Annotated in this window: 18 protein-coding genes; 16 read left to right on the plus strand and 2 right to left on the minus strand. The window is 65.0% G+C overall.

The window, feature by feature from the left end:
- Window positions 1–58: 58 nt before the first annotated feature.
- The 5 genes from mce to ADADO0_RS18100 all read left to right on the plus strand — a co-directional run bounded on the left by mce (window position 59) and on the right by ADADO0_RS18100 (window position 4,677).
- Window positions 59–463 (plus strand): methylmalonyl-CoA epimerase, encoded by a 405-nt coding sequence (mce, locus tag ADADO0_RS18080; protein ID WP_511306599.1) that lies wholly within the window; start codon window positions 59–61, stop codon window positions 461–463.
- 13 nt (window positions 464–476) lie between these two features.
- The gene (locus ADADO0_RS18085) at window positions 477–749 is read left to right on the plus strand and encodes a DUF1467 family protein (RefSeq protein ID WP_511306600.1); all 273 of its coding nucleotides are present in this window, start codon (window positions 477–479) and stop codon (window positions 747–749) included.
- A gap of 588 nt (window positions 750–1,337) precedes the next feature.
- A complete protein-coding gene (gene proS / locus ADADO0_RS18090; RefSeq protein ID WP_511306601.1) occupies window positions 1,338–2,660 on the plus strand; it encodes a proline--tRNA ligase in 1,323 nt (440 codons plus the stop codon).
- Between the two features lie 14 nt (window positions 2,661–2,674).
- Entirely contained in the window at window positions 2,675–3,964 is a 1,290-nt protein-coding gene (locus ADADO0_RS18095) for a lipoprotein-releasing ABC transporter permease subunit (RefSeq protein ID WP_511306602.1), read from the plus strand.
- A complete protein-coding gene (locus ADADO0_RS18100; protein ID WP_511307219.1) occupies window positions 3,964–4,677 on the plus strand; it encodes an ABC transporter ATP-binding protein in 714 nt (237 codons plus the stop codon). The genes ADADO0_RS18095 and ADADO0_RS18100 overlap by 1 nt, the downstream gene beginning before the upstream one ends.
- 6 nt (window positions 4,678–4,683) lie before the next feature.
- Here ADADO0_RS18100 and ADADO0_RS18105 read toward each other — a convergent pair whose 3' ends face one another.
- Entirely contained in the window at window positions 4,684–5,118 is a 435-nt protein-coding gene (locus ADADO0_RS18105) for an EamA family transporter (RefSeq protein ID WP_511306603.1), read from the minus strand.
- A 172-nt stretch (window positions 5,119–5,290) separates the two neighbouring features.
- Here ADADO0_RS18105 and ADADO0_RS18110 point away from each other — a divergent pair, with 172 nt between their 5' ends.
- Entirely contained in the window at window positions 5,291–6,403 is a 1,113-nt protein-coding gene (locus tag ADADO0_RS18110; RefSeq protein WP_511306604.1) for a choloylglycine hydrolase family protein, read from the plus strand.
- Window positions 6,404–6,904: 501 nt separating this feature from the next.
- A complete protein-coding gene (gene dnaE / locus ADADO0_RS18115) occupies window positions 6,905–10,345 on the plus strand; it encodes a DNA polymerase III subunit alpha (RefSeq protein ID WP_511306605.1) in 3,441 nt (1,146 codons plus the stop codon).
- Here dnaE and ADADO0_RS18120 read toward each other — a convergent pair.
- Window positions 10,342–13,200, minus strand: coding sequence for a DUF4114 domain-containing protein (locus tag ADADO0_RS18120; protein ID WP_511306606.1), 2,859 nt, complete (start codon window positions 13,198–13,200; stop codon window positions 10,342–10,344). The genes dnaE and ADADO0_RS18120 overlap by 4 nt on opposite strands.
- Before the next feature lie 320 nt (window positions 13,201–13,520).
- On the opposite strand from ADADO0_RS18120, the gene ADADO0_RS18125 reads away from it, so the two are divergent.
- The 9 genes from ADADO0_RS18125 to bamA all read left to right on the plus strand — a co-directional run bounded on the left by ADADO0_RS18125 (window position 13,521) and on the right by bamA (window position 23,654).
- A complete protein-coding gene (locus tag ADADO0_RS18125; protein ID WP_511306607.1) occupies window positions 13,521–14,525 on the plus strand; it encodes a 30S ribosomal protein S2 in 1,005 nt (334 codons plus the stop codon).
- Between the two features lie 103 nt (window positions 14,526–14,628).
- Window positions 14,629–15,552, plus strand: coding sequence for a translation elongation factor Ts (tsf, locus tag ADADO0_RS18130; RefSeq protein WP_511306608.1), 924 nt, complete (start codon window positions 14,629–14,631; stop codon window positions 15,550–15,552).
- A gap of 16 nt (window positions 15,553–15,568) precedes the next feature.
- Window positions 15,569–16,285 (plus strand): UMP kinase, encoded by a 717-nt coding sequence (gene pyrH / locus ADADO0_RS18135; RefSeq protein WP_511306609.1) that lies wholly within the window; start codon window positions 15,569–15,571, stop codon window positions 16,283–16,285.
- A 104-nt stretch (window positions 16,286–16,389) separates the two neighbouring features.
- Window positions 16,390–16,953 carry a ribosome recycling factor gene (gene frr / locus ADADO0_RS18140; RefSeq protein WP_511306610.1) on the plus strand — a complete coding sequence of 188 codons (564 nt, stop codon included), beginning with the start codon at window positions 16,390–16,392 and terminating at the stop codon, window positions 16,951–16,953.
- Between the two features lie 11 nt (window positions 16,954–16,964).
- Entirely contained in the window at window positions 16,965–17,750 is a 786-nt protein-coding gene (locus ADADO0_RS18145) for an isoprenyl transferase (RefSeq protein ID WP_511306611.1), read from the plus strand.
- Entirely contained in the window at window positions 17,747–18,565 is an 819-nt protein-coding gene (locus ADADO0_RS18150) for a phosphatidate cytidylyltransferase (protein ID WP_511306612.1), read from the plus strand. The genes ADADO0_RS18145 and ADADO0_RS18150 overlap by 4 nt, the downstream gene beginning before the upstream one ends.
- 8 nt (window positions 18,566–18,573) lie before the next feature.
- Window positions 18,574–19,743: a 1-deoxy-D-xylulose-5-phosphate reductoisomerase gene (gene dxr / locus ADADO0_RS18155; protein WP_511306613.1), complete on the plus strand. Its 1,170-nt coding sequence runs from the start codon at window positions 18,574–18,576 to the stop codon at window positions 19,741–19,743.
- Between the two features lie 133 nt (window positions 19,744–19,876).
- On the plus strand, window positions 19,877–21,022 hold the full coding sequence (gene rseP / locus ADADO0_RS18160; protein ID WP_511306614.1) for an RIP metalloprotease RseP: 1,146 nt from the start codon (window positions 19,877–19,879) through the stop codon (window positions 21,020–21,022).
- A 208-nt stretch (window positions 21,023–21,230) separates the two neighbouring features.
- Window positions 21,231–23,654, plus strand: coding sequence for an outer membrane protein assembly factor BamA (bamA, locus tag ADADO0_RS18165; protein WP_511306615.1), 2,424 nt, complete (start codon window positions 21,231–21,233; stop codon window positions 23,652–23,654).
- The last annotated feature ends 55 nt before the right edge of the window (window positions 23,655–23,709 follow it).

The following is a 23,709-nucleotide window of genomic DNA, read 5'->3' on the forward strand; positions in this document are numbered from 1 at the left end:
CAAGGTTTGCGCGGCGGGACATTGCCCGCTGCGCACGCCCGCGCGTCAGGAGGGGAAGATGATCGGACGGCTGAACCACGTTGCCATCGCGGTGCGCGACATCGCCGCCGCGACCGCGCTGTATCGCGACACCCTCGGGGCCGAAGTCTCCGAGCAGGTGCAGCAGCACGCCCATGGCGTGACCACGGTTTTCATCAATCTTCCCAACACCAAGATCGAGCTGCTCGAGCCGCTGGGCGCGGGCTCTCCCATCAACAAATTCCTGGAACGCAATCCGGACGGCGGCATCCACCACATCTGCTACGAGGTGGATGACATCATCGCCGCGCGCGACAAGCTCAAGGCGACCGGCGCGCGTGTGCTGGGCGATGGCGAGCCGAAGATCGGCGCCCATGGCAAGCCGGTGCTGTTCCTCCACCCCAAGGATTTCACCGGGACTTTGGTGGAACTGGAACAGGCCTGAGGGGCCGAATCAATTGGCTATCGGAACCTATCTCGCCATCTACTTCATCGTCTGGTGGACCAGCCTGTTCATCGTCCTGCCCTGGGGCGTGCGCTCGCAGGCCGAGGATAATAGTACGGAACCCGGCACCGATCCCGGTGCGCCGATAAGGCCGCGCCTGCTGCACAAGGCCATCGCCACCAGCCTGGTCGCCGTGGTCATCACATCCGGGCTGATCTGGATCGGCCGCAGCGGCCTCGTGACCCTTGAAGACTTCCCCATGCCCTTCAAGGTCGAGCAGGAATAGCGCCGGCAAAGGCGCGCGCGGGGACGCCGTACTCCTGAAGCGTCAGCCGTCATGCCCGGGCTTGTTCCGGGCATCCACGCCGAACCGTTCGCACCAATCTTGGCAGAGCATCGCCAGGGGAGCCGCGTGGATACCCGGGACAAGCCCGGGCATGACAGTTCACACGGAGTGAGTCGCCACCCTCAGCCCAGATGCCAGCAAAGCCCGAAAAGAAAAAAGGCGAGGCCAATGCCCCGCCTTCGATCTGAATTTTGCACATTTTTTTGGGTCGAACGCGGGTGCAGCCGCAAGACCTGTTGTGCTGCCGCTTCCGTTAGCGCGCGCCAGTAAAGGCGGTCATCGGGCGGCTTATTGTTAATCTTCCTCCCGAGACCCGGACCTCTCCCAAGATGCCTGCAAAGGCATGATGGCGGACCCCTTTCTTTTGACGAGGGGAAAGTAGAACAAGAATTACCCCTTTGTCATCCTTGCGCCGCAATAGATCAATTGTTGCGTCGCAACACAAAAGTGCGCGCCGGGCTTGTATTTTATCGACCGTTCCGCTTTCACTGGCGGCGCCACGATCCTAACAGACGCCGAGTCCCCAACATGCGCTTGTCCCGATATTTCCTGCCCATTCTTCGCGAAGTTCCGAAGGAGGCGGAGATCGTTTCTCACCGGCTGATGCTGCGTGCGGGCATGGTGCGCCAGGAGAGCGCCGGCATCTATGCCTGGCTGCCGCTGGGCCACCGGGTGTTGAACAAGATCTGCAACATCGTGCGCGAGGAACAGAATCGCGCCGGGGCCATCGAAATGCTGATGCCCACCATCCAGTCGGCGGACCTGTGGCGCGAGAGCGGGCGCTACGACGACTATGGCAAGGAGATGCTGCGCATCCGCGACCGGCACGACCGTGAGATGCTTTTCGGCCCCACCAATGAAGAGATGATCACCGAGATCGTCCGCGCCTATGTGAAGTCCTACAAGGCGCTGCCGCTGAACCTCTACCACATCCAGTGGAAGTTCCGGGACGAGGTGCGCCCGCGCTTCGGCGTCTACCGCTCGCGCGAATTCCTGATGAAGGATGCCTATTCTTTTGATCTGGATGCGGCCGGCGCCCGCCATTCCTACAACAAGATGTTCGTCGCCTATTTGCGCACCTTCTCGCGGATGGGGCTGAAAGCGATTCCCATGGTGGCGGACACGGGGCCCATCGGCGGCAACCTTTCGCACGAGTTCATCATTCTCGCCTCCACCGGCGAGAGCGAGGTGTTCGGCCATGCCGAATATCTCGACATGGCGCCGCCCCCCGTCGCCACTGACTTCGACGACAAGGCCGGTCTGCAGGATCTGGTGGACCGCTGGACTGAGCTTTATGCCGCGACCTCCGAGAAGCACGACGAAGCCGCCTTCGCCGCGATCCCCGAGGGTCGCCGCTTTGCCGCGCGCGGCATCGAGGTCGGCCACATCTTCTATTTCGGCACGAAATATTCCGAACCCTTCGGCGCCAAGGTGCAGGGGCCTGATGGCGCCGAGCACCTGATTCACATGGGTTCCTACGGCATCGGGCCCTCGCGCCTGGTGGCCGCGATGATCGAGGCCTCGCACGACGAGGCGGGGATCATCTGGCCGGACGCCGTGGCGCCGTTCCAGGTGGGTGTCCTGAACCTCAAGGTGGGGGATTCGGCTGTGGATGCCGCCTGCGGTGAACTCTACACCCGCCTCGCGGCCGCAGGTGTCGATGTACTCTATGACGACACCGACGAGCGGGCGGGCGGCAAGTTCGCCCGCGCCGACCTGATCGGCCTGCCCTGGCAGATTCTCGTCGGCCCCAAGAGCCTTGCCGACGGCAAGGTGGAACTGAAGCGCCGCGTGGATGGCGCGCGCGAGCTGATGTCGATCAACGACGCCATTGAGAAACTGACCACATGACGGGAGCGCAGCGGATGGCACGAAGCGCGGCGGACGGGGCGGAGCCAACGGGAACCCGGCCCTTTTCCGCGTTCGAGTGGATGCTGTCGCTGCGCTACCTCAGGGCCCGCCGCAAGGAAGGGTTCATATCGGTCATCGCCGGTTTTTCGTTCGTCGGTATCGTGCTGGGCGTGGCGACGCTGATCATCGTCATGGCCGTGATGAACGGCTTCCGGCAGGAATTGCTGGGCAAGATCCTCGGGCTCAATGGCCATCTGCTGGTGCAGCCCATGGAGACCCCGCTGACCGACTATGTCGCGGTCGCCGACCGGATCGCCAAGCTCAACGGCGTCAAGCTGGCGGTGCCTCTGGTGGAGGGGCAAGCGCTCGCCTCCTCGGCCTACAATGCCTCCGGCGTGCTGGTGCGCGGGCTGAGCGAGAAGGATCTGCGCTCGCTGCCTTCGGTCGCGAACAACATCCGCCAGGGCACGCTTGAAGGCTTCGACACAGGGCAGGGGCTCGCCATCGGCAAGCGTCTCGCCGACCAACTGTCCCTGCATGCGGGGGACAACATCACGTTGGTGGCCCCGCGCGGGGCGGTGACGCCCATGGGCACCTCGCCGCGCATCAAGGTCTACAAGGTGGCGGCCGTGTTCGAGATCGGCATGTCGGAATATGACGGCGCCTTCGTCTTCATGCCGCTGCCGGAGGCCCAGGCCTATTTCAACCGCGCCGGCGATGTGAATGCCATCGAGGTCTATATCAACAACCCCGACGACGTCGGGGAGCTGCGCCCGGCGATCATCGCGGCGGCGGAGCGGCCGGTCTATGTGGTGGACTGGCGCCAGCGCAACGCCACCTTCTTCAACGCGCTGCAGGTGGAGCGGAACGTGATGTTCCTCATCCTCACCCTGATCGTGCTGGTGGCAGCGCTCAACATCGTCTCCGGCCTCATCATGCTGGTGAAGGACAAGGGCCACGACATCGCCGTGCTGCGCACCATGGGCGCGACCCAAGGGGCGGTGATGCGGGTCTTCCTCATCACCGGCGCCGCCATCGGCGTGGTGGGCACGGTGGTCGGGCTGGGGCTGGGCGTGCTGGTCTGCCTCAACATCGAGGAGATTCGCCGCTTCATCTCCTGGCTCACCCGCACTGAGCTGTTCTCGCCGGAGCTGTATTATCTCAGCAAGCTGCCGGCCCAGATGAATGTCAGCGAGACCGCCTCGGTGGTGCTGATGGCGCTGGTGCTGTCGCTGCTGGCGACCCTCTATCCCTCCTGGCGGGCAGCGCGGCTCGATCCCGTCGAAGCCCTGAGATACGAGTGATGCAAGCCACCGATCTCGACCCCACACGCTCCGATGCGCCGGCCATGGCGCTGGTCGGCGTCGCGCGCCGCTACAAGCAGGGTGAAAACCTCATCGAGGTGTTGAGCAGCGCCGACCTCGTTGTCGAGGCGGGCCAGTCGGTGGCGCTGGTGGCACCCTCCGGATCGGGAAAATCCACGCTGCTGCATCTCGCAGGCCTGCTGGAGCATCCTGACGAGGGCGAGGTGTTCATCGACGGGCTGCCGACCGCGAAGCTCTCGGACAGCGAGCGCACCCGCCTGCGGCGCCTGCATGTCGGCTTCGTCTACCAATTCCATCATCTGCTGCCGGAATTCTCCGCTTTGGAGAATGTGATGATGCCGCAGATGATCCGCGGCCTCTCCAAGGCGGTGGCCGCCGGCCACGCCAAAGAATTGCTGTCCTACCTCGGCCTCGGGCACCGGCTGACCCATCGCCCGTCCGAACTCTCCGGCGGCGAGCAGCAGCGCGTCGCCATCGCCCGCGCTCTCGCCAACGCGCCGCGCTTCCTCCTGGCCGACGAGCCCACAGGAAACCTCGACCCGCGCACCTCCGACCATGTGTTCGGCGCCCTGACCGAATTGGTGCGCGCCACCGGCGTCGCCGCCCTCATCGCCACCCACAACCTCACCCTCGCGGCCCAGATGGACCGCCGGGTGACGGTGCGCGATGGCGTGGTCGTGGAGATGGACTGAGCGCGCCTAGCGCAGCGCCACCAGGACCGCGCCGCCGGCGATCAGGGCGACGCCGAGCCAGTTGGTGGCCGAGAGGCGTTCGCCCAGGAAGATGGCGCCGAAGATCGCGACCATAACCACGCTCAGCTTGTCCAGCGGCGCCACCTGCCCGGCATCGCCGATCTGGAGCGCCCGGAAATAGCAGAGCCACGAGGCGCCGGTGGCAAGGCCGGACAGCACCAGGAACAGCCACGCTTTCGAGGAGATGGTGTCGAGCGGCTGCCAGGCGTTCCCGACACTGACCACCAAGGTGATGATGGCGAGGATCACCACGGTGCGGATCAATGTCGCGAGATCGGTGTGGACCGCGCTGACGCCGAGCTTCCCGAAAATTGCGGTGAGTGCGGCGAAAATGGCCGCGCCGAAGGCCCAGAATTGCCAGCTTCCGACAAAGCCCTTCATATCGCCGGCTCCCCTGTTTCGCTGAATTGGATTTGGAAGAATTATTGCAGCGCAGTCAAAGTCTTGGCGCAGTTTACGCCCCTTTCCCGCCGTGTTCTCCTCCCATGGTCACGCATGTGCCGCCCCGATATCCGGTCGCGCGCGCCTCAGGTGCTCCTGGAGACAAAATCCCATGTCATTTCTCGCCCGTCTTCGCCAGTCGCGGGTGGTTGGTGTTGCTGCTGCGGCTGTGGCGGGAACGCTGAGCCTCGCGCCGACGGCACAGGCCTGCACCAGCTTCCTGATCCGCACCTCCGATGGCGGCGCCGTCTATGGCCGCACCATGGAGTTCGGATTCAAGCTGAATTCCAGCGCCATCGTCATGCCGCGCCAGTTCGCGCTCACCGCGACCGGCGCGGGCGGAAAGCCCGGCGCCATGGCGTGGAAGAGCAAATACGCCGCCGTCGGCCTCAACGCCTTCGGCCTGCCGGTTCTCACCGATGGGCTGAACGAGAAGGGGCTTGCCGGCGGCATTCTCTATTTCCCGGGCTATGTCGGCTATGCCGATCCCGCCAAGGCGGACCCGGCGAAGTCTCTCGCGCCCTGGGATTTCCTGACCTGGGTGCTGACCAATTTCGCCACCGTCGCCGAGGTGAAGGCGGGGCTGGCGGGCATCTCGGTGGTGGATATCAAAGAGCCCACCATGGGGATCACACCGCCGTTCCACTACACCATCCACGACGCTTCGGGCGCCTCGCTGGTGATCGAGCCGGTGGACGGGGTGCTGAAGGTCTATGACAACCCCTATGGCGTCATGACCAATGCCCCGACCTTCGATTGGCACCTCACCAATCTGAAGAATTACGTGAAGCTCTCCGCCACCAACGCGCCGCCGCTCCAGATCGACGGGCAGACCGTCACCTCTTTCGGGCAGGGGTCCGGCCTGCTGGGCATTCCCGGCGATCCCACCCCGCCGTCCCGCTTCATCCGGGCGCTGGGCTATGCGGTCTCCGCCGAGAAGAAGCCGAGCGGCATCGAAAGCGTGCGGGTGGCCGAGCACATCGCTAACAATTTCGACATCCCGACGGGGTGGATCCGGGACAAGGGCGACAACAGCGAGCTTGAATATACCCAGTGGACGTCGGTGGGCGATCTCACCAACAAGCGCTACTACGTGAAGACCTATGACGATCAGGTCTTGCGCAGCATCGACCTGATGAGCTTCGACCTCGACGCCAAGACCATCGCCACCGCGCCCTTGAAGCCGGACATGACCCCGCCGGCCCTGGCCTTCCCGAAGCCTTAGGCTGTTTCCCCGTCGCGTTCCCTCTCCCGCTTGCGGGGGAGGGGTAGGGAGGGGGAATTGGTGAAGATGGGTTGGGTGCGCTTCTTTGTGTAAGGCTCCTGCCCCCTCCCCAACCTTCCCCCGCAAGCGGGAGAGGGGGCTACGGCGCTCTACGCAACAGTCCCGCCCTCGCGGGGAACGACTCGCCTAGGCGCGCTCTTGTCCCGGACAAGCGACGGCGCAGCCGGAGCGCAGATCCGGGACCCAGCACACGAATCCGGCGAAGCCGACACCTCGCAAACAGCGTTCTGCATCATCGCCGCGTGGCGTCGATGATGGGGCGAAGCGCCTTCGGCGGTCTTTTGCGCTGGACCCCGGCTCTGCGCTCAAGCTGCGCTTTCGCTTGGCCGGGGAAAGAGGCGCGATGTTCGGAGGATAGCGGGGGCAAGGCAAGGTCCCGCGTGGAAGCGAGGGTGATCCGCGCTACTCTGGGGGCGCCTCGACTCGTGTAAATGAGACCCCATGCCTGATCCCGGTTTCGTCCATCTGCACACGCACTCCTCCTATTCGCTGCTGGAGGGGGCGATGTCGTTCGGCAAGCTGGCGGATTTTGCCAAGGCAGATTCGCAGCCGGCGCTGGCGCTGACGGACACCGGCAATCTCTTCGGCGCGCTGGAATTCAGCGAGAAGATGGCGGGGGCGGGCATCCAGCCCATCGTCGGCTGTTCGCTGGCGCTGGACCTCGCCGATCTGCCGGGGCCGCGCGGCGGTGTGCCGGCGCGCAAGCCGCGCCTCGTTCTGCTGGCGGCGCGGGAAGCCGGCTGGCGCAATCTCATGACTTTGGTGTCGCGCGCGTTCATGGAGACGCCCAGCGACGAAGAACCCCGCATCGCGCTCGATTGGCTGGCGACCGCCAATGACGGGCTGATCGCCCTCACCGGCGGGCAGGCCGGGCCGATCGACAAGGCGCTGGCGGCCGGGCAGGGCGATATCGCCGCCGAGCGGCTCGTCCGGCTGATCGATATGTTCGGCGACCGCCTCTATGTCGAGCTTCAGCGCCACGGCACCGATGCGGAGCGGCTTGTCGAGCCGCTGTTGCTCGATCTTGCCTATGCGCGCTCGGTGCCCATCGTCGCGACGAACGAGCCGTTCTTCGGTTCGCATGGCGATTATGAGGCCCATGACGCGCTGATCTGCATCGCGGAGGGGCGGATGGTGTCGGAGGGCGACCGCCGCCGTCTCACCCCCGAGCACCGCTTCAAGACCCGCGCGGAAATGCTGAAGCTGTTCGCGGACTTGCCGGAAGCGACCGCGAACACGGTGGAGATCGCCCGGCGCTGCGCCTATCGGGTGCGCACGGTGAAGCCGATCCTGCCGCGCTTCACCACCGGCGATGTCACGGGCACCGACCCGCTTGAGGCCGAGGCGGCGGAACTGGGGCGCCAGGCGAAGGAAGGGCTGGCAGCCCGCCTCGCCAAGCACGGCCCGGCGCCGGGTCTTGATGTGGCGACCTATGAGGATCGCCTCGCCTACGAAATCTCCGTCATCTCCGGCATGAAGTTCCCCGGCTACTTCCTGATCGTGTCGGACTTCATCAAATGGGCCAAGGCGCACGACATTCCCGTCGGGCCGGGCCGTGGCTCGGGCGCGGGCTCGCTGGTGGCCTATTCGCTCCAGATCACCGACCTTGACCCCTTGAGGTTCGGTTTGCTGTTCGAGCGGTTCCTGAATCCGGATCGCGTCTCCATGCCGGATTTCGACGTCGACTTCTGCCAGGACCGGCGCGACGAGGTGATCCATTACGTCCAGCAGCGCTATGGGCGCGCGCAGGTGGCGCAGATCATCACCTTCGGCACGCTCCAGGCGCGCGGTGTGCTGCGCGACGTCGGCCGGGTGCTGGAAATGCCCTACGGCCAGGTGGACAAGCTCTGCAAGCTGGTGCCCCAGAATCCGGCCGCGCCCGTCACGCTGAAGCAGGCGATCCATGACGAGCCGCGCCTTCAGGCGGCGCAGGACCAGGAGGAGGTGGTCAAGCGCGCGTTCGATATCGCCGTGCGCCTGGAAGGGCTGAACCGCCACGCCTCCACCCATGCCGCCGGCATCGTTATCGGCGACCGGCCGCTGCACGAACTGGTGCCGCTCTATCGCGACCCCAAGTCCGACATGCCGGTCACCCAATACAATATGAAATGGGTGGAGCAGGCCGGACTGGTGAAGTTCGACTTCCTCGGCCTGAAGACGCTGACGGTCATTGAGAAGGCGGCGAAGCTGATCCGCCAGCGCGGCATCGAACTCGACATGACGCAAATCCCGCTCGACGATCCCAAGACCTACGCCATGCTGGCGCGCGGTGAGACGGTGGGCGTGTTCCAGGTGGAAAGCGCGGGCATGCGGCGCGCCCTGGTGGACATGAAGGCCGACCGCGTCGAAGACCTGATCGCCCTGGTGGCGCTCTATCGGCCCGGCCCGATGGCCAACATCCCGGTCTATTGCGATTGCAAGAACGGCAAGGCGACGCCGGATTATATCCACCCCAAGATCGAGCCGTATCTGAAGGAGACCTTCGGGGTCATCATCTACCAGGAACAGGTGATGCAGATCGCCCAGGCGCTGGCCGGCTACACGCTCGGCGAGGCCGACCTGCTGCGCCGTGCCATGGGCAAGAAGATCCGCGCGGAAATGGAAAAGCAGCGCGAGCGCTTCGTCTCCGGCGCGCAGGAGCGCGGGGTGCCGAAGGCCCAGGCGGACACCATCTTCGACCTGCTGGCGAAGTTCGCGGACTACGGCTTCAACAAATCCCACGCTGCAGCCTACGCCATCGTCGCCTACCAGACGGCGTGGCTGAAGGCGAACTACGCCACCGAGTTCCTGGCGGCCTCCATGACCCTCGACATGGGCAACACCGACAAGCTCGCCGAATTCCGCCAGGAGGCGCAGCGCCTCGGCATCCAGGTGGTGCCGCCCTCCATCAACCTCTCGGCGCGCGAGTTCGCGGTGGTGGAGGGAAAGATCATCTACGCCATGGCGGCGCTGAAGGGTGTCGGCGGGGGCGCGGTGGACGCTCTGGTTGCGGCGCGCGGCGACAAACCGTTCAAGGGGCTCGCTGATTTCGCGGGCCGCCTGCCGGCGAAGATCGTCAACAAGCGCACGCTGGAAAGCTTAGCTGCCGCCGGCTGCTTCGACACGCTGGAGCCGAACCGGGCGCGGGTGTTCGCGGCGCTGGATTCCGTTATGGGCCATGCAGCGAAGGCGGGCGATGAAGCCGCTTCCGGCCAGGGCAGCTTCCTGGATGTGGGTTTAAAAGCCGAGTTGCCGCTGCCTCAGGCCGCGCCGTGGGACGCTCCAGAGCGGCTCCAGAAAGAGTTCGACGCCATCGGCTTCTTCCTGACCGGCCATCCCCTGGACGATTATGCCCCCGCGCTGAAGAAGCTGAGGGTGCAGGTTTTCTCCGACTTCTCGCGCGCTGTCCGGTCCGGCGCGGCGGCGGGCCGGCTGGCGGCGACAGTGGTGTCGCGGCAGGAGCGGCGCACCAAGTCCGGTTCACGCATGGGCATCGTCGGCCTCTCCGATCCCTCCGGCACGTTCGAAGCGGTGATCTTTTCCGAAGGGCTCGCGCATTACCGCGACCTGTTGGAGCCCGGCACGCCGCTGTTGATGATGGTTGCGGCCGAACTCCAGGGCGAGGATGTGCGCGTGCGCATCCAGTCCTGCGAGCGGTTGGACGAGGCCACGGCGCGCCACCACAAGGCGCTGCGCATCTTCGTGCGCTCGCCCGAGCCGCTGGAGGGAATCTCCAAGCGCCTCTCTGGTGGAAAGGGTGACGGCGAGGTCAGCCTGATCCTGCTCATGGAGGAGGGGAAGGCCGAGGTGGAAATCCGCCTGGAGGGCCGCTACCCGGTCTCGCCGCAGATCGCCGGGGCGATCAAGGCGATCCCCGGCGTGGTCTCGGTGGAGGCGGCCTAAACCAGCAGGCCGCTGCCGGAGGCGCTGGTGAAGTCCAGCTGGACGACCAGATCGTTGTAATCGTGGTCGCCGCCGCCATAGAGGTCTTCCCAGCCCCAGGTATTGAGGCCGTAGCTCCACATGTGGGCGACGTTCGCGCCGTCCACCACTTCGTTGGCGGAGGCGAAGGCCCAATAGGTTTGGCCGGCGCTGGTGATTTTCATGGCGACGAGGTCGCCTGCATCCACCCCGACGATCTCCGTCTGGCTGAAAGCGCCATAGCCGCCGCCCGAGATCGAGGTCTGTCCGCCGGTGGTGGCGTAGGCGTGGGCGGCCGCCAACGCGGCATAGCCCGGTTCGCCCGGCAATACCCCGTTGATGGCGCCGGCGTAATTGTCCACCTCATAGAACGAGACGGAAATGTCGTTCATGCCGTTCTGGCGCATGCGCACCACCACGTCCTGGTCGTCCGCGCCGCCTGCGGTGGTGGCCAGTGCCACCGCGCGGGCCACTTCGACCGAGGAGCCGTCCGCGGTGGCGAAGTCCACGAAGCCGTAGTTCGAGGTCAGCGCCGCCTGATAGGCATCGGCCGCCACGCCGCCGATGGAAATGGCGAGATCGCTGCCGGCTTCGGCTGTCACCTGATAGATCTGACTGTGCGCATAGCCGTCGAACATGGTCACCAGCGCGGACGAGAAGTCGGACTGGAGGCTTTGCTGGGCCATGGACGCAGTCCAGGCATAGGCTTGCGCGTCGGTGCTGGAAAATGTGTAGGAGACGCTGTCCAGAGACAGGCTCCATCCGTCATTGCCGGTGAGGTTCGCCTGGAACAGCAGGCTTTCCGTGGCGCCGGTGCTCCAGGTCGCACCCTCGCCGCCGCTCTCCACCAGAATCGGCGTGAGGTCGAAATACATCTGCGAATGGGCGATGGTGCTGAGCGCGCGGGCCAGCAGGACGCCATTGGGCGACCCGAGGCCGGTGGTCAGGTCATAGCCCTCCTGCGCTTCGTAGCCGAAGCCTGTCGGGGTGATGGGCGTGTAGGTCGGGTTATCCCAGGGGCCGGTCTGCGCGAGATAGCTGCCGCCCAGCGTGTAGCTGGAAATGTTGTTGCCGAGCGTGATGTCGTTGAACGAGGCCGGCGCGATGGCGGCGGCGAGATAATAGAGATCGTTGGCATAGCCCAACACCGGCAGGCCCTGGTCGGTGAAGATCGCATTGATCTCAGTGGCAAGGCTCGCCCAGAGGGGCGTTGCCGCGCTGGTGCCGCCGGAGCCGGTGACGTCCAGCATGTCCTCACCGGGCGCGAGATATTCCAGGTTCCCGCCGGCATTGGCTGAGACATCCGGCACGCCGCGTCCGACATGGGGATCAGGAGAATCGCTGACGGGATGGATGCCGAAATCGGTCTGGTAGGACGGCGTGTCCTGCGTGGTGTCGACGCCGCCCGATGTCGTTGCATTGCTGAGATAGCTGTAGGTCAGCGTATCGCCCTGAAGGAAATACTGGTTCCACACCGTCTCGATGAAGGTGCTCTGCTGGGTGGCATCCGCCGACCATTGGGTGAGGCCGCCGCGGATCAGGCTCCATATGGTCGAAAGGTCGTTGCCGGCTGCCTGCTGGACCAGATCCGTCAAGGTGGTGTCGGCCTCGGCGGCGGCGTTGGTGGACAGGGATGTTCCACCCACCACCATGGCGTAGGGGCTCATGCTGCCGGTGAACAGGCTCGGCACGCCGGTTGCGGTCTCGTTGCCGGAGCCGCCGTCATAGGCGTCGTTGAACATGGAAATGCCGGCGAGGGCCGCATCCACGAACAATTCCCGATAGGCCCGGTAGAAGGGCGAGTCGGGCGACATGAGGTTGCCGTCGCTCCAGGAGGAAGAAATCACCTCCGGCGCGTTCTCGGTGTCCCAGATGGCGGTCTGGTAGGAGGTGAAGACGGTGTCGCCTGAGCCGACGTAAAGGCCAACCCGGCTTTCCGGCACGACGGTCCCGATAATGCCGACGTCCAGCGAGCGTTCGCCGGCGGCATCGCCGTCATAGGACTGGTTGTCGCGATTCTTGACGTAATATTCGGCGGTGCCGCCGACGCCGGCGGTTGCCCGATAGGTGTCGAACCGCTCCTGGAACGTGCCGTCCTCGGCAATATGCTCGACCGCATCGCCGATGCCGGGCTCGATCACGCCGATGGTGCCGGTCTCATGGCCGGTGCCGGTGAGGGGGAAATTATAAAGCGCGGCGATGTCCTGGGGAAACAAGTCGGTCGTGGCGGTGGTGTTGTTGCCCTGGCTCTGCGCGCCTTGCTCCAGGGGGATGGACGCGTCGGTCTGATTGCTGATGGCGGGATCAATGTTGTAGTCGGGCCAAATGCCCACCACCGAGGAGGCGATCGTGTCCGGCAGGGTCAGATTGCCGTTCCAGTAGAGCAGCGAGCCCTCGCTGTTGCTGCCGGACATCAGCTCCTTGCCGAACAGCGTTTCGAAATCGCTGGCGAACAGCTCGACCCAGATGGTGCGCGATTCCGCAGAGGTGACGTAGCCGTCCTGCCCCTCGGCATTGCCGACGATGGTCAGGCCCATGCCCTGTAGCGCTGTGGTGACGGTGTCAAAGGTGCTCTGGCTGGCGCCGTAGGTGGACCACAGCGTGCCGCTGGCGTTCAAATCGCTGATCGTCTGCTGCCGCTCGCCCCAGCTCTGGTCCAGAAACGTGACGGGATTCGCCCGGTCGAGCACCAGGGCGACCATGAACCCGTCGCCTGCGGGCGCCGCTCCCGTGGTGGTTAGCCCGTAGGCGGTCGCGACATCGACGTCGGCATCGACGCTCTGATAGCTACCGAGATCAAGAAATGAGGAATTCGCGATTTCGACGGTGGACGCCATTCTACAAGCCCCAACTTAAGCAATATCAGACGCTACCACCAAGAATCGGCGTTGGGCGGTATTTAATAACCTCCGTATTCGCTGTCGCCGGCAGGTTGCATCCGTGCCACAGGTCTATTCCCGGAAGATCACCGGCCGGGGGAGAGGTACAAGCGCCCGCTTTTGGCAATTGGCAGGCCGCTACCCTTGCCTCTTTCACCCCCTTCGCCTATAAGCCGCGCCATTCCGCACGCGGACATTCGGCCATTACGGCCATCCGGTGCCTTCGTCCCAGACGGGTCGGGGGTACGTCCGCGGAGGCTCAACCGGAGAATACTGAAATGGCGCTTCCCGATTATTCGATGCGCCAGCTGCTTGAAGCTGGCGTTCACTTTGGTCATCAGTCCCATCGGTGGAACCCGAAGATGGCCCCATACATCTTCGGTGTACGCAACAACATTCACATCATCGATCTGTCGCAGACCGTGCCCGCGCTCCATCGCGCGCTGCAGGCCGTGTCCGACACGGTGGCCAACGGCGGCCGGGTGCTGTTCGTCGGCACCAAGCGCCAGGCGGCCGACCAGGTGGCCGATGCCGCCCGTCGTTCGGCGCAGTATTATGTGAACTCCCGTTGGCTCGGCGGCATGCTGACCAACTGGAAGACCATCTCCAACTCGATCGCCCGGCTGAAGAAGCTAGAAGAGATGCTGGCGGGTCCGGAGCAGGGCTCCGGCTACACCAAGAAGGAGCGCCTGACGCTGTCCCGTGAAAAGGACAAGCTCGACCGCGCCCTCGGCGGCATCCGCGACATGGGCGGCCTGCCCGACCTGCTGTTCGTGATCGACACGAACAAGGAAGACATCGCCGTGAAGGAGGCCCAGCGCCTCGGCATCCCGGTGGCGGCCATCCTCGACACCAATTGCGATCCCAACGGCATCACCTTCCCGGTCCCCGGCAACGACGACGCCGGCCGCGCGATCCAGCTCTATTGCGATCTGATCGCCCGCGCCGCCATCGACGGCATCGGGCGCGGCGCTGGTGACTTCGGTGATGCGGGTGCGGCCACCGCCCCGCTGCTGGAAGACCTGCCGGTCGAAGAAGTGTCCATCTGGACCTCGTTCGAGCCGCTCTCCGGCCCGCGCGGCATTGCCGACGATCTCAAGAAGCTGCCTGGCGTGAGCCCGGAAATCGAGCAGAAGCTCAATGACCTCGGCATCTTCCACCTGACCCAGATCGCCGTTTTGGACGCGCACGATGCGCACCTGATCAGCGAAGAAGTTGGGCTCCCCGGCCGCGTCGACAGCTGGATCGCCCAGTCCAAGGAGGCTTCCGCCGAGGTGGAGTGACATCTTCGCGGAGCTTAAGTTTTAGAAGGGGCAAACGCCCCGGCGGCCGGCTCGGGAAAGACCCGCAGCCGGCCGTGGTGCGAGAAGAAGAAGGATTAAGACGATGGCCGCGATCACGGCAGGGCTCGTTAAGGAGCTGCGCGACAAGACTGGCGCCGGCATGATGGACTGCAAGGCTGCCCTCACCGAGACCAATGGCGATATCGAAGCCGGCATCGACTGGCTGCGCAAGAAGGGCCTCGCCAAGGCCGCGAAGAAGGCCGGCCGCGTGGCCGCCGAAGGCCTCGTCGCCGTCGAATCTTCGGGTCACTACGCCACCGCGCTTGAGGTGAATGCCGAGACCGACTTCGTCGCCCGCAACACCGATTTCCAGGCGTTCGTGCGTGAAGCCGCGAAGATCGCGCTCAACACCGACGGCACCATCGAGGCGCTCGCCGCCGCCCATTTCCCGGGCGAGACCATCACGGTCGGGGAGAAGCTGTCCTCGCTCATCGCCACCATCGGCGAGAATATGACGCTGCGCCGCGTCGAGAAGCTCTCGGTCACCAAGGGCGTGATCGCCAGCTATATCCACGGCGCGGTTGCTGACGGCATGGGCCGCATCGGCGTGCTGGTGGCTCTGGAATCCGAAGGCGACGTGGAGAAGCTCTCCGTGCTCGGCCGTCAGATCGCCATGCACATCGCGGCGCTGAACCCGACGGCGTTAGATTCGTCCGGCATCCCGGCCGAGACCATCGCCCGCGAGAAAGCCATTCTCCTGGAGAAGCACCAGGGCAAGCCGGCCAACGTGCAGGACAAGATCGCCGAGAGCGGCATCAAGACCTTCTTCAAGGAAGTCACCCTGCTCGAGCAGGCCTTCGTGCACGACGGCTCCAAGTCGGTGTCGCAGGTGCTGAAAGAGAGCGAAGGTTCGGTCGGCGCTCCCGTCAAGATCAAGTCCTTCGTGCGCTACGTCCTCGGCGAGGGCATCGAGAAGGAAGAGACCGACTTCGCGGCGGAAGTCGCCGCAGCCGCAGGTCAGTCCTGAACCGGGAGGGGAGGCTATGAAAGACCTTCCCTATCCGCGGATTCTCGTCAAGGTCTCGGGAGAGGCCTTGATGGGGTCCGAGCCGTTCGGCCTTCATCCCCCCACCGTTGCCCGTATCGCCCGCGACCTCGTGGCCGCGCGCGCGCTCGGCTGCGAAGTGGCGGTGGTGGTGGGCGGCGGCAATATCCTGCGTGGCGCGCGGGTGGCCGGCGAGGATCTCGACCGGGCAACCGCCGACCATATGGGGATGCTTGCCACTGTCATGAACGCCCTCGCGCTTGAGCGGGCGGTCGAGGCTGCCGGCGAGCCGGCGCGCACCATGTCGGCCATTCCGATGCCCACGGTGTGCGAGCCTTATGCCCGCCAGCCGGCCATGCGGCATCTGCGGCGCGGGCGCATCGTGCTGCTCGCGGGCGGCACGGGAAATCCTTATTTCACCACCGATACCGGCGCGGTTCTGCGCGCCGCCGAACTGGATTGCGACGCCGTGCTGAAGGCGACCAATGTGGACGGCGTCTACACCGCCGATCCCAAGCTCGACCCCAGCGCGACCCGTTACGAGCGCCTGACGCACGATCAGGCGCTGGCCTATGATCTCAAGGTCATGGATGCGGCCGCCTTCGCCCTTGCCCGCGAAGCGGCCTTGCCGATAATCGTGTTTTCGATCCGTGAGCCGGGAGCGATCGCCACGGCCGCCAAGGGGGAAGGCCGCGTGACGGTGGTCGCGCCCTAGCCACCGGGCGGCGGTTTCATCCGGGATGCGTCCTTGCGGCGTGTTCATGCGAAGCGCGGGGCTTTGTCCGGCGTCGCGGGTAAATGAAGAACTGAGGTTAAGACATGTCCAACGAGGGATTCGATCTCGCCGACCTTAAGCGCCGCATGCATGGCGCGGTCGCCGGGCTGAGCAAGGAACTCAGCGGCCTGCGCACCGGCCGGGCCTCCGCGAGCCTGCTGGAGCCGATCCATGTGGACGCCTATGGCACCCATATGCCCCTGAACCAAGTGGCGACGGTTTCGGTGCCCGAGCCGCGCATGCTTTCGGTGCAGGTGTGGGACCGTGGCATGGTGAGCGCCGTCGAGCGGGCGATCCGCGACAGCAACCTCGGCCTCAACCCCAACACCGAGGGGCAGGTGCTGCGAATCCGCATCCCTGAGCTGAACCAGGAACGCCGCCAGGAAATGGTGAAGGTGGCGCACAAATATACCGAAGCCGCCCGCGTCTCGGTGCGCCATGTCCGTCGTGACGGCATGGACCTGCTCAAGAAGCTGGAAAAGGACGGCGACATCAGCGCAGACGATCTGGAGCGCATGTCGACCCAGGTGCAGAAGGCGACCGACGAGACCATTGCCGAAGTGGACCAGACCCTGGCCCATAAGGAAAAGGAGATCCTCTCAGTCTGAGAGGGTCCGATATGGGGGGAGCGGCAATGTCCATCCTGGAGGGCGCCTCGGCGACGCAAGCGCAGGCTCCGGCCTGCGTGCCCGTCCACATCGGCGTCATCATGGATGGCAACGGCCGCTGGGCGACTTCCCGCAAGCTTCCCCGGTTCGAGGGGCACAGGCGTGGCCTGGAGGCTCTGCGCCGCTGTGTGCGGGCGGCGCGCGAGATCGGCATCCGCTATCTCACCATCTACAGCTTCTCCAGCGAGAACTGGTCGCGACCCGCGCGCGAAGTGGCCGAGCTGATGAGCCTGCTGAAGCGGTTCGTCCGGCACGACATCGCCGAACTTCACGCCGCCAATGTGCGCGTGCGCATTATCGGTGAGCGGGCCTCGCTGCCGGCCGATATCGCGGGCCTGCTGGAAGAGGCCGAAAGCCTGACCCTGAATAATGACGGGCTCACGCTGATCGTCGCATTCAACTACGGCGCCCGGCAGGAGATCGCCAGCGCAGCCGCCAAGATCGCCGCCCAGGTGGCGGCCGGCGTGCTGAAGATCGAGGATGTGACGGTCGAGAAGATCGAGGAACATCTCGACACTGCCGGCATTCCCGACCCCGACCTGATCCTGCGGACCAGCGGGGAGCAGCGCCTTTCCAATTTCCTGCTGTGGCAGGCGGCGTATTCCGAGTTCGTTTTCCTCCCGATCTATTGGCCGGATTTCGATCGGGCCGCGCTCCTCGGGGCGCTGGAGGAATTTGCGCGGCGTGATCGCCGCTTTGGCGGCGTGACGGCCCGCGCAGGCAGCGCGCGATCGTGATTGGCGGTCTCCCAAAGTCGGATCTCGCGCGGCGCACGCTCTCCGCGCTGATCATGATCCCCGTCGTGGTTGGCCTGACGTTTCTCGGGGGCCTTCCCTTCGTGCTGCTGTGGATGGCCGCCACCGCCGGCATTCTCCATGAGTGGAGCGGCGTGGCCCGTCTGAAGCCGAGCCTGGGATATGTGCTGGTCGGCATGTGCGGCATCGTCGGCGGCGCAACGGCGATATATCTCTCGGCCGAGGAATTCGTGATCCCCGCCGTGCTCGCCGCAATCCTCGTTTGCGCAGTGCTGACCCGCAGGCCAACGTCCGGCGGCGCGGGGGTGTTGATCGCCGCCATCGCCGCCCTGCCGATTCTGATTCTGCGGGGCGAGGATCGCATCGGCCTTTCGGCCGTGCTGTTCATCTATGCCATCGTCTGGTGCACCGATATCGGCGCCTATTTCGTCGGACGTGCCATCGGCGGGCCAAAGCTGTGGCCGCGTCTATCTCCCAATAAGACCTGGTCCGGGGCGGTCGGCGGGGCCCTGATCGGGACGCTGGCCGGCTGCGGGCTGCTGATGGGGACCGGGCTTCGCTTCGCGCCGGAGACCATTGTTCTCGGTGTCGTGCTGAGCATCGCCGCCCAACTCGGCGATCTCGCCGAATCCGCCTTCAAGCGCGCCTTCGGTGTGAAGGATGCCGGCAGCATCATTCCCGGCCACGGCGGCTTACTGGACCGGCTCGACGGGTTCACGGCGGCGGTGTTCGTGGCGATCCTGTTTGGACTGGCGCGGAATTTCCAGGCGCCTGCGTCCGGCCTCCTGTTGTGGTAGGACCGGAAATGGCCAGCGTTTCCATTCTCGGCGTCACCGGTTCGGTCGGCCGGAGCACGGTTAAAGTGCTCAAGGGCGCGCCGGGACGTTTTCGGGTAGAGGCGGTTGCCGGCGGTCGTGATCCCGAAGGTCTCGCCGCCGCCGCCATCGATCTCGGCGCGCGCTTCGCCGCCATTTCCGATCCCAATGCCGGCCGGCGGCTGGCTGAGCTTCTCGCCGGCACGGGCATCGCTTGCGGCGCCGGGCCGAGCGCGGTGCTGGACGCGGCGCAGCGGCCATCCGACATCGTGGTCGCCGCGATCTCCGGGATCGCCGGTCTGGTGCCGACGATCGCCTCATTCGGGCAGGGGCGGCGGGTCGCGGTCGCCAACAAGGAATGTCTGGTCGCCGCCGGTGCCTTCTTCATGGCGGAGGCCGCGCGCACCGGCACGGTCCTGCTGCCCATGGACAGCGAGCACAACGCGGTGTTCCAGGCCCTGACCGCCGGCCGTCGCGAGGATGTGGAGCGCGTCACCCTCACCGCGTCGGGCGGACCGTTCCGCACCGCGAGCCGGGAGGAGATCGCGCGGGCAGGGGCCGCCGATGCCCTGCGCCATCCGAACTGGTCGATGGGCGCGAAGATCACCATCGATTCCGCGACCTTGATGAACAAGGGCCTCGAATTGATCGAGGCGCACCATTTGTTCGGCATTCCCGCGCACCAGTTGGAGACCGTGGTGCATCCGGAATCAGTGGTGCATGGCCTGGTCTCGTTTCGTGATGGATCGGTGGTCGCCGGCCTTGCGGTGCCCGATATGTGCGTGCCGATCGCCCATTGCCTGGGTTTCCCGGAGCGGATCGACACGGCCTGCAAGCGGCTTGACCTGACCCGCGTGGGGCGCCTCACCTTCGAGGCTCCCGATCTGGAGCGTTTTCCCGCCCTGCGGCTCGCCGTCGCGGCCATGGAGGCGGGCGGCAGCGCGCCGACCATTCTCAACGGCGCGAACGAGATCGCGGTCGCGGCGTTTCTCGAATCGCGCATCGGAATGCTTGGCATTGCAGCGATTGTCGAGGAGACCCTGGCCAAGCTTCCGGCGTCACCGGCACCCGCCTCGGTTGCAGAGGCGCTTGCACTCGATGCAGAAGCGCGGCGTCTTGCGCTTTCACTCTTGCCTAAGTTTGCCGCAAAGGCATCTTAGTCAGGTGGGACGAGGGGTTTCCTGACCACGATGGGCGTTGTGCCGCCGCGCAAGCGGACGGGGCGATTCCCTTTGCGGCCAGGAGTGGCCCGCCCGCGCTTCGCGCCGGGCTGGAGCGATCGAGGATCACACGATGGAAGTGTTGACGAGTATGGTTTCCCTGGGAACGTCTCTCCTCGGTTATCTGGTTCCTTTCCTGTTTGTCCTCACATTGGTGGTGTTCTTCCACGAGCTTGGTCACTTCCTGGTGGCGCGCCGCGCCGGCGTGCGGGTGCTGACCTTCTCTTTGGGCTTTGGCCCGGAACTGGTCGGCTTCAACGACCGCCACGGAACGCGCTGGCGCCTCGCCGCCATTCCGCTCGGCGGCTATGTCAAATTCTTCGGCGACGAGGATGCCGCCAGCAAGCCGGATCCCGAGGCGCTGGCCCGCATGACGCTTCGGGAGCGCCGCGAGAGCTTCTTTTTCCAGCCCCTGGCGTGGCGCGCAGCCATCGTCGCCGCCGGGCCGATTGCCAATTTCATCCTCGCCATCGTCATCTTCGCCGTGGTCTTCATGACCTTCGGCCGTCAGGTCACAGCCCCGCGGGTGGATCAGGTGGCACCCGCAAGCGCCGCCGAGCGGGCCGGTTTCAAGCCGGGCGACCTTGTGCTGACCATTGACGGCGCCCCGGTTGAGAGCTTCGCGGACATGCAGCGCATCGTCGGCGGCGCCTCCGGCCGTCCGCTGAGCTTCCGCGTGGAGCGCAACAACGCCGAGGTCGCTCTCTCCGCGACCCCGGAGATGCGCGAGATGAAGGACGCCTTCGGCAACGTCCACCGCATGGGCCTGTTGGGAATCACCCGCTCGCTTGCGCCATCCGACGTTTCCACCCGCCGCTATGGCCCGGTCGAGGCGGTTGGCCTGGGCGCGCAGGAAACCTGGTTCGTGGTGTCGCGCACGTTCGACTATCTGGGCGGGCTGATCTCCGGCCGGGAATCGGCGGATCAACTCGGCGGGCCGATCCGTATCGCCCAGGTTTCCGGGCAGGTGGCAACGTATGGAATCGGTGCGCTGCTCTCGTTGGCGGCTGTCCTGTCGGTTTCGATTGGATTGCTTAACCTCTTTCCCATCCCGCTCTTGGATGGTGGGCACCTCTTGTTTTACGGTGTGGAGGCGGTGCGGGGGCGTCCGCTGAGTCCCCGCACGCAGGATATCGGGTTCCGCATCGGGCTCGCGATTGTGTTGATGTTGATGGTTTTCGCCACTTGGAACGACGTCGTCCACCTGGCGACCATGTAACGGGCGGATTTGACTGGGCGAAGCTGACTTAGCGGAATGGGAAGCCGGCTTCCGTGGCTCATGGGTCACGGTGGCCGGAAAAGGGGAAGCCGCTGTTGCTTCAGGCGTTTGCAGTGCGGTTAAAAGCTAGTACAAGCGCCGTTAAGGTCGGAATCTGCTGCTCCCCGAGCGCGGGTTTGAGAACAACGAAACCAAGGTTGCGTGCCATATGACTGCTCCGGTCCGGGTTATCGTGAAGCTGGCTGCCGTCCTGGGCATTGCGACGCTTGTCGCGCTCACGACAGCGACCAGTTCGCTCCTCATCGCGAGCCCTGCTGCCGCGCAGTCCAACAACATTGTGGTTGAGGGCAATCGCCGGGTGGATGCGGACACCATCCGCTCCTACTTCGGCACCGGTCCGGTCACGCCGGGCAAGGTCAACGAGGCGCTCACGGCGCTCTATGCCACAGGCCTGTTTTCGGATGTGAACATCTCCCAGCAGGGCGGTCGGACGGTCGTGCGGGTGTCCGAGAACGAGGTGATCAACAAGGTCGCCTTCGAGGGCAACAAGAAGATCAAGGACGAGGTTCTCGCCGGCGAGGTTCAGTCCAAGCCGCGCGGCACGCTCTCCAAGGCCACGGTTCAGGCCGATACCCAGCGCATCATCGAAGTCTATCGCCGCTCCGGCCGGAACGACGTGCGGGTCAATCCCGTCACGATCGATCGCGGCAACGGCCGCGTCGATCTGGTGTTCGAGGTGAACGAGGGCGACAAGGTCGGCGTCAAGGACATCAAGTTCGTCGGCAACAAGGCGTTCTCCGACTACAAGCTGAAGGACGTCATCACGACGACGACCACAAACTGGCTGTCGTTCTTGAAGTCCACCGACGTCTATGATCCGGACCGCATCAACGCCGACCAGGAACTGATCCGCCGCTTCTACCTGAAGAACGGCTATGCGGACTTCCGCATCCTCGCCGCCAGCGCCGAGCTTGAGCCGGACGGCAAGGCCTTCGTGATCACCTTCACAATCGAAGAGGGTCCGCAGTATTCCTTCGGCACCGTGGACATCGTCTCGAACATCAAGGACGTGCCCGCAGCAAACCTGCGCAACGCCCTGCGTATGACCTCGGGCCAGGTCTACAACGCCGAACTGGTTGAGAAGTCGGTCGAGAACATCACCATCGAGGTGTCCAAGGCGGGCTACGCCTTCGCCCAGGTGCGGCCACGCGGCGATCGTGACTTCGAGACCCGCAAGATCAACGTGCTGTTCGTGGTCGAGGAAGGCCCGCGGGTTTATGTCGAGCGGATCGATATCCGCGGCAACACCCGCACCCGCGATTGGGTTATCCGTCGCGAGTTCGACCTCGGCGAAGGCGATGCCTACAACCGCGTCATGGTCGACCGGGCCGAGCGTCGCCTGCGCAATCTCGGCTACTTCAAGACCGTCAAGATCACCAACGAACCCGGCTCCGCGCCGGACCGCGTGATCCTGGTGGTGGACGTTGAGGATCAGCCCACCGGCGAATTCTCGGTCTCCGGCGGCTACTCCACGGCTGACGGCTTCATCGGCGAAGTGTCGCTCGGCGAAAAGAACTTCCTCGGTCGCGGCCAGTATGTCCGCGTGTCGGGCTCGCTCGGGCAGTATGCCCAGGGTGCCGAGTTCTCCTTCACCGAACCCTACTTCATGGGTTATCGCCTCGCGGCCGGTTTCGACCTTTACTGGAAAGAGACCAGCCCGACGAGCTACACCTCCTACGGCAGCAACACGCTCGGCGCCGGCATTCGCTTCGGCCTGCCCATCACCGACGAAGTGACGCTGGCCCTGCGCTACAATATCTACCAGCGCGAGCTGAGCCTGGGTTGCGACAACTACACCGGCATCTGGCTTGGCTACGACTCGATCTACGCAACCTGTAACGGGCAGGCGTCGTGGGCGATCATCGAGGCGGTGGCCCAGGGAACGACGATCAGCTCTGTGGTTGGCTACACCCTGTCTTTCAATGGGCTGGACAGCAATCTCAACCCGACCTCCGGCCTGTTTGCCGAACTGAAGCAGGACTTCGCCGGCGTCGGCGGCGACGTGAACTTCATCCGCACCACCGGTGACGTGCGCTACTACTACCCGCTCATCAACGACTGGGTGCTCTCGCTGCGTGGCCAGGCCGGCTATGTGACGGCGTGGGGCGACCAGGATATGCGCATCATGGACAACTTCTTCATGGGGCCGAACCTGGTGCGCGGCTTCGCACCCTCGGGCATCGGCCCGCGCGATATCTCGACCGGGCAGCTCGATTCCCTGGGCGGCACCGCATACTGGGGCACATCGGCTGAAGTTCAGTTCCCGCTGGCCTTCCTGCCCAAGGATGTCGGCATGAAGGGCGCGATCTTCGCAGACGCAGGCTCGCTCTGGGATTACACCGGGCCGGTCAACTTCAATGGCGTGCAGCCGTACACCTGCTTGCCGGCCTCCAAGAACGCCGTCGGTGCGGTCTGCGTCGCCGACGACAACGGCATCCGCTCCTCGGTCGGCGCGAGCTTGATCTGGCAGTCGCCGTTCGGTCCGCTCCGCTTCGATTATGCCTGGGTTCTCTCTCAGGCGGCTTATGACCAGACCCAGGCGTTCCGCTTCTCCGGCGGCACCCGCTTCTGATCTTCCCCTCTCACGCGGGCGCCGGCGTTCTGCGCGCGGCGCCCGCTTTGTATTT

Origin of the sequence: Aquabacter sp., from assembly GCF_965279295.1 — a bacterium.
In the GTDB taxonomy this organism is placed as follows: Bacteria; Pseudomonadota; Alphaproteobacteria; order Rhizobiales; family Xanthobacteraceae; genus Aquabacter.

What these genes read in the sequence shown, in the direction of transcription:
- proS (WP_511306601.1), top strand. Translation starts at nt 1,338, where the DNA reads ATGCGCTTGTCCCGATATTTCCTGCCCATTCTTCGCGAAGTTCCGAAG.
- dxr (WP_511306613.1), top strand. Translation starts at nt 18,574, where the DNA reads ATGGCCAGCGTTTCCATTCTCGGCGTCACCGGTTCGGTCGGCCGGAGC.
- ADADO0_RS18100 (WP_511307219.1), top strand. Translation starts at nt 3,964, where the DNA reads ATGCAAGCCACCGATCTCGACCCCACACGCTCCGATGCGCCGGCCATG.
- mce (WP_511306599.1), top strand. Translation starts at nt 59, where the DNA reads ATGATCGGACGGCTGAACCACGTTGCCATCGCGGTGCGCGACATCGCC.
- bamA (WP_511306615.1), top strand. Translation starts at nt 21,231, where the DNA reads ATGACTGCTCCGGTCCGGGTTATCGTGAAGCTGGCTGCCGTCCTGGGC.
- ADADO0_RS18125 (WP_511306607.1), top strand. Translation starts at nt 13,521, where the DNA reads ATGGCGCTTCCCGATTATTCGATGCGCCAGCTGCTTGAAGCTGGCGTT.
- dnaE (WP_511306605.1), top strand. Translation starts at nt 6,905, where the DNA reads ATGCCTGATCCCGGTTTCGTCCATCTGCACACGCACTCCTCCTATTCG.
- rseP (WP_511306614.1), top strand. Translation starts at nt 19,877, where the DNA reads ATGGAAGTGTTGACGAGTATGGTTTCCCTGGGAACGTCTCTCCTCGGT.
- pyrH (WP_511306609.1), top strand. Translation starts at nt 15,569, where the DNA reads ATGAAAGACCTTCCCTATCCGCGGATTCTCGTCAAGGTCTCGGGAGAG.
- ADADO0_RS18145 (WP_511306611.1), top strand. Translation starts at nt 16,965, where the DNA reads ATGGGGGGAGCGGCAATGTCCATCCTGGAGGGCGCCTCGGCGACGCAA.
- frr (WP_511306610.1), top strand. Translation starts at nt 16,390, where the DNA reads ATGTCCAACGAGGGATTCGATCTCGCCGACCTTAAGCGCCGCATGCAT.
- ADADO0_RS18095 (WP_511306602.1), top strand. Translation starts at nt 2,675, where the DNA reads ATGGCACGAAGCGCGGCGGACGGGGCGGAGCCAACGGGAACCCGGCCC.
- ADADO0_RS18105 (WP_511306603.1), bottom strand. Translation starts at nt 5,118, where the DNA reads ATGAAGGGCTTTGTCGGAAGCTGGCAATTCTGGGCCTTCGGCGCGGCC.
- ADADO0_RS18120 (WP_511306606.1), bottom strand. Translation starts at nt 13,200, where the DNA reads ATGGCGTCCACCGTCGAAATCGCGAATTCCTCATTTCTTGATCTCGGT.
- tsf (WP_511306608.1), top strand. Translation starts at nt 14,629, where the DNA reads ATGGCCGCGATCACGGCAGGGCTCGTTAAGGAGCTGCGCGACAAGACT.
- ADADO0_RS18110 (WP_511306604.1), top strand. Translation starts at nt 5,291, where the DNA reads ATGTCATTTCTCGCCCGTCTTCGCCAGTCGCGGGTGGTTGGTGTTGCT.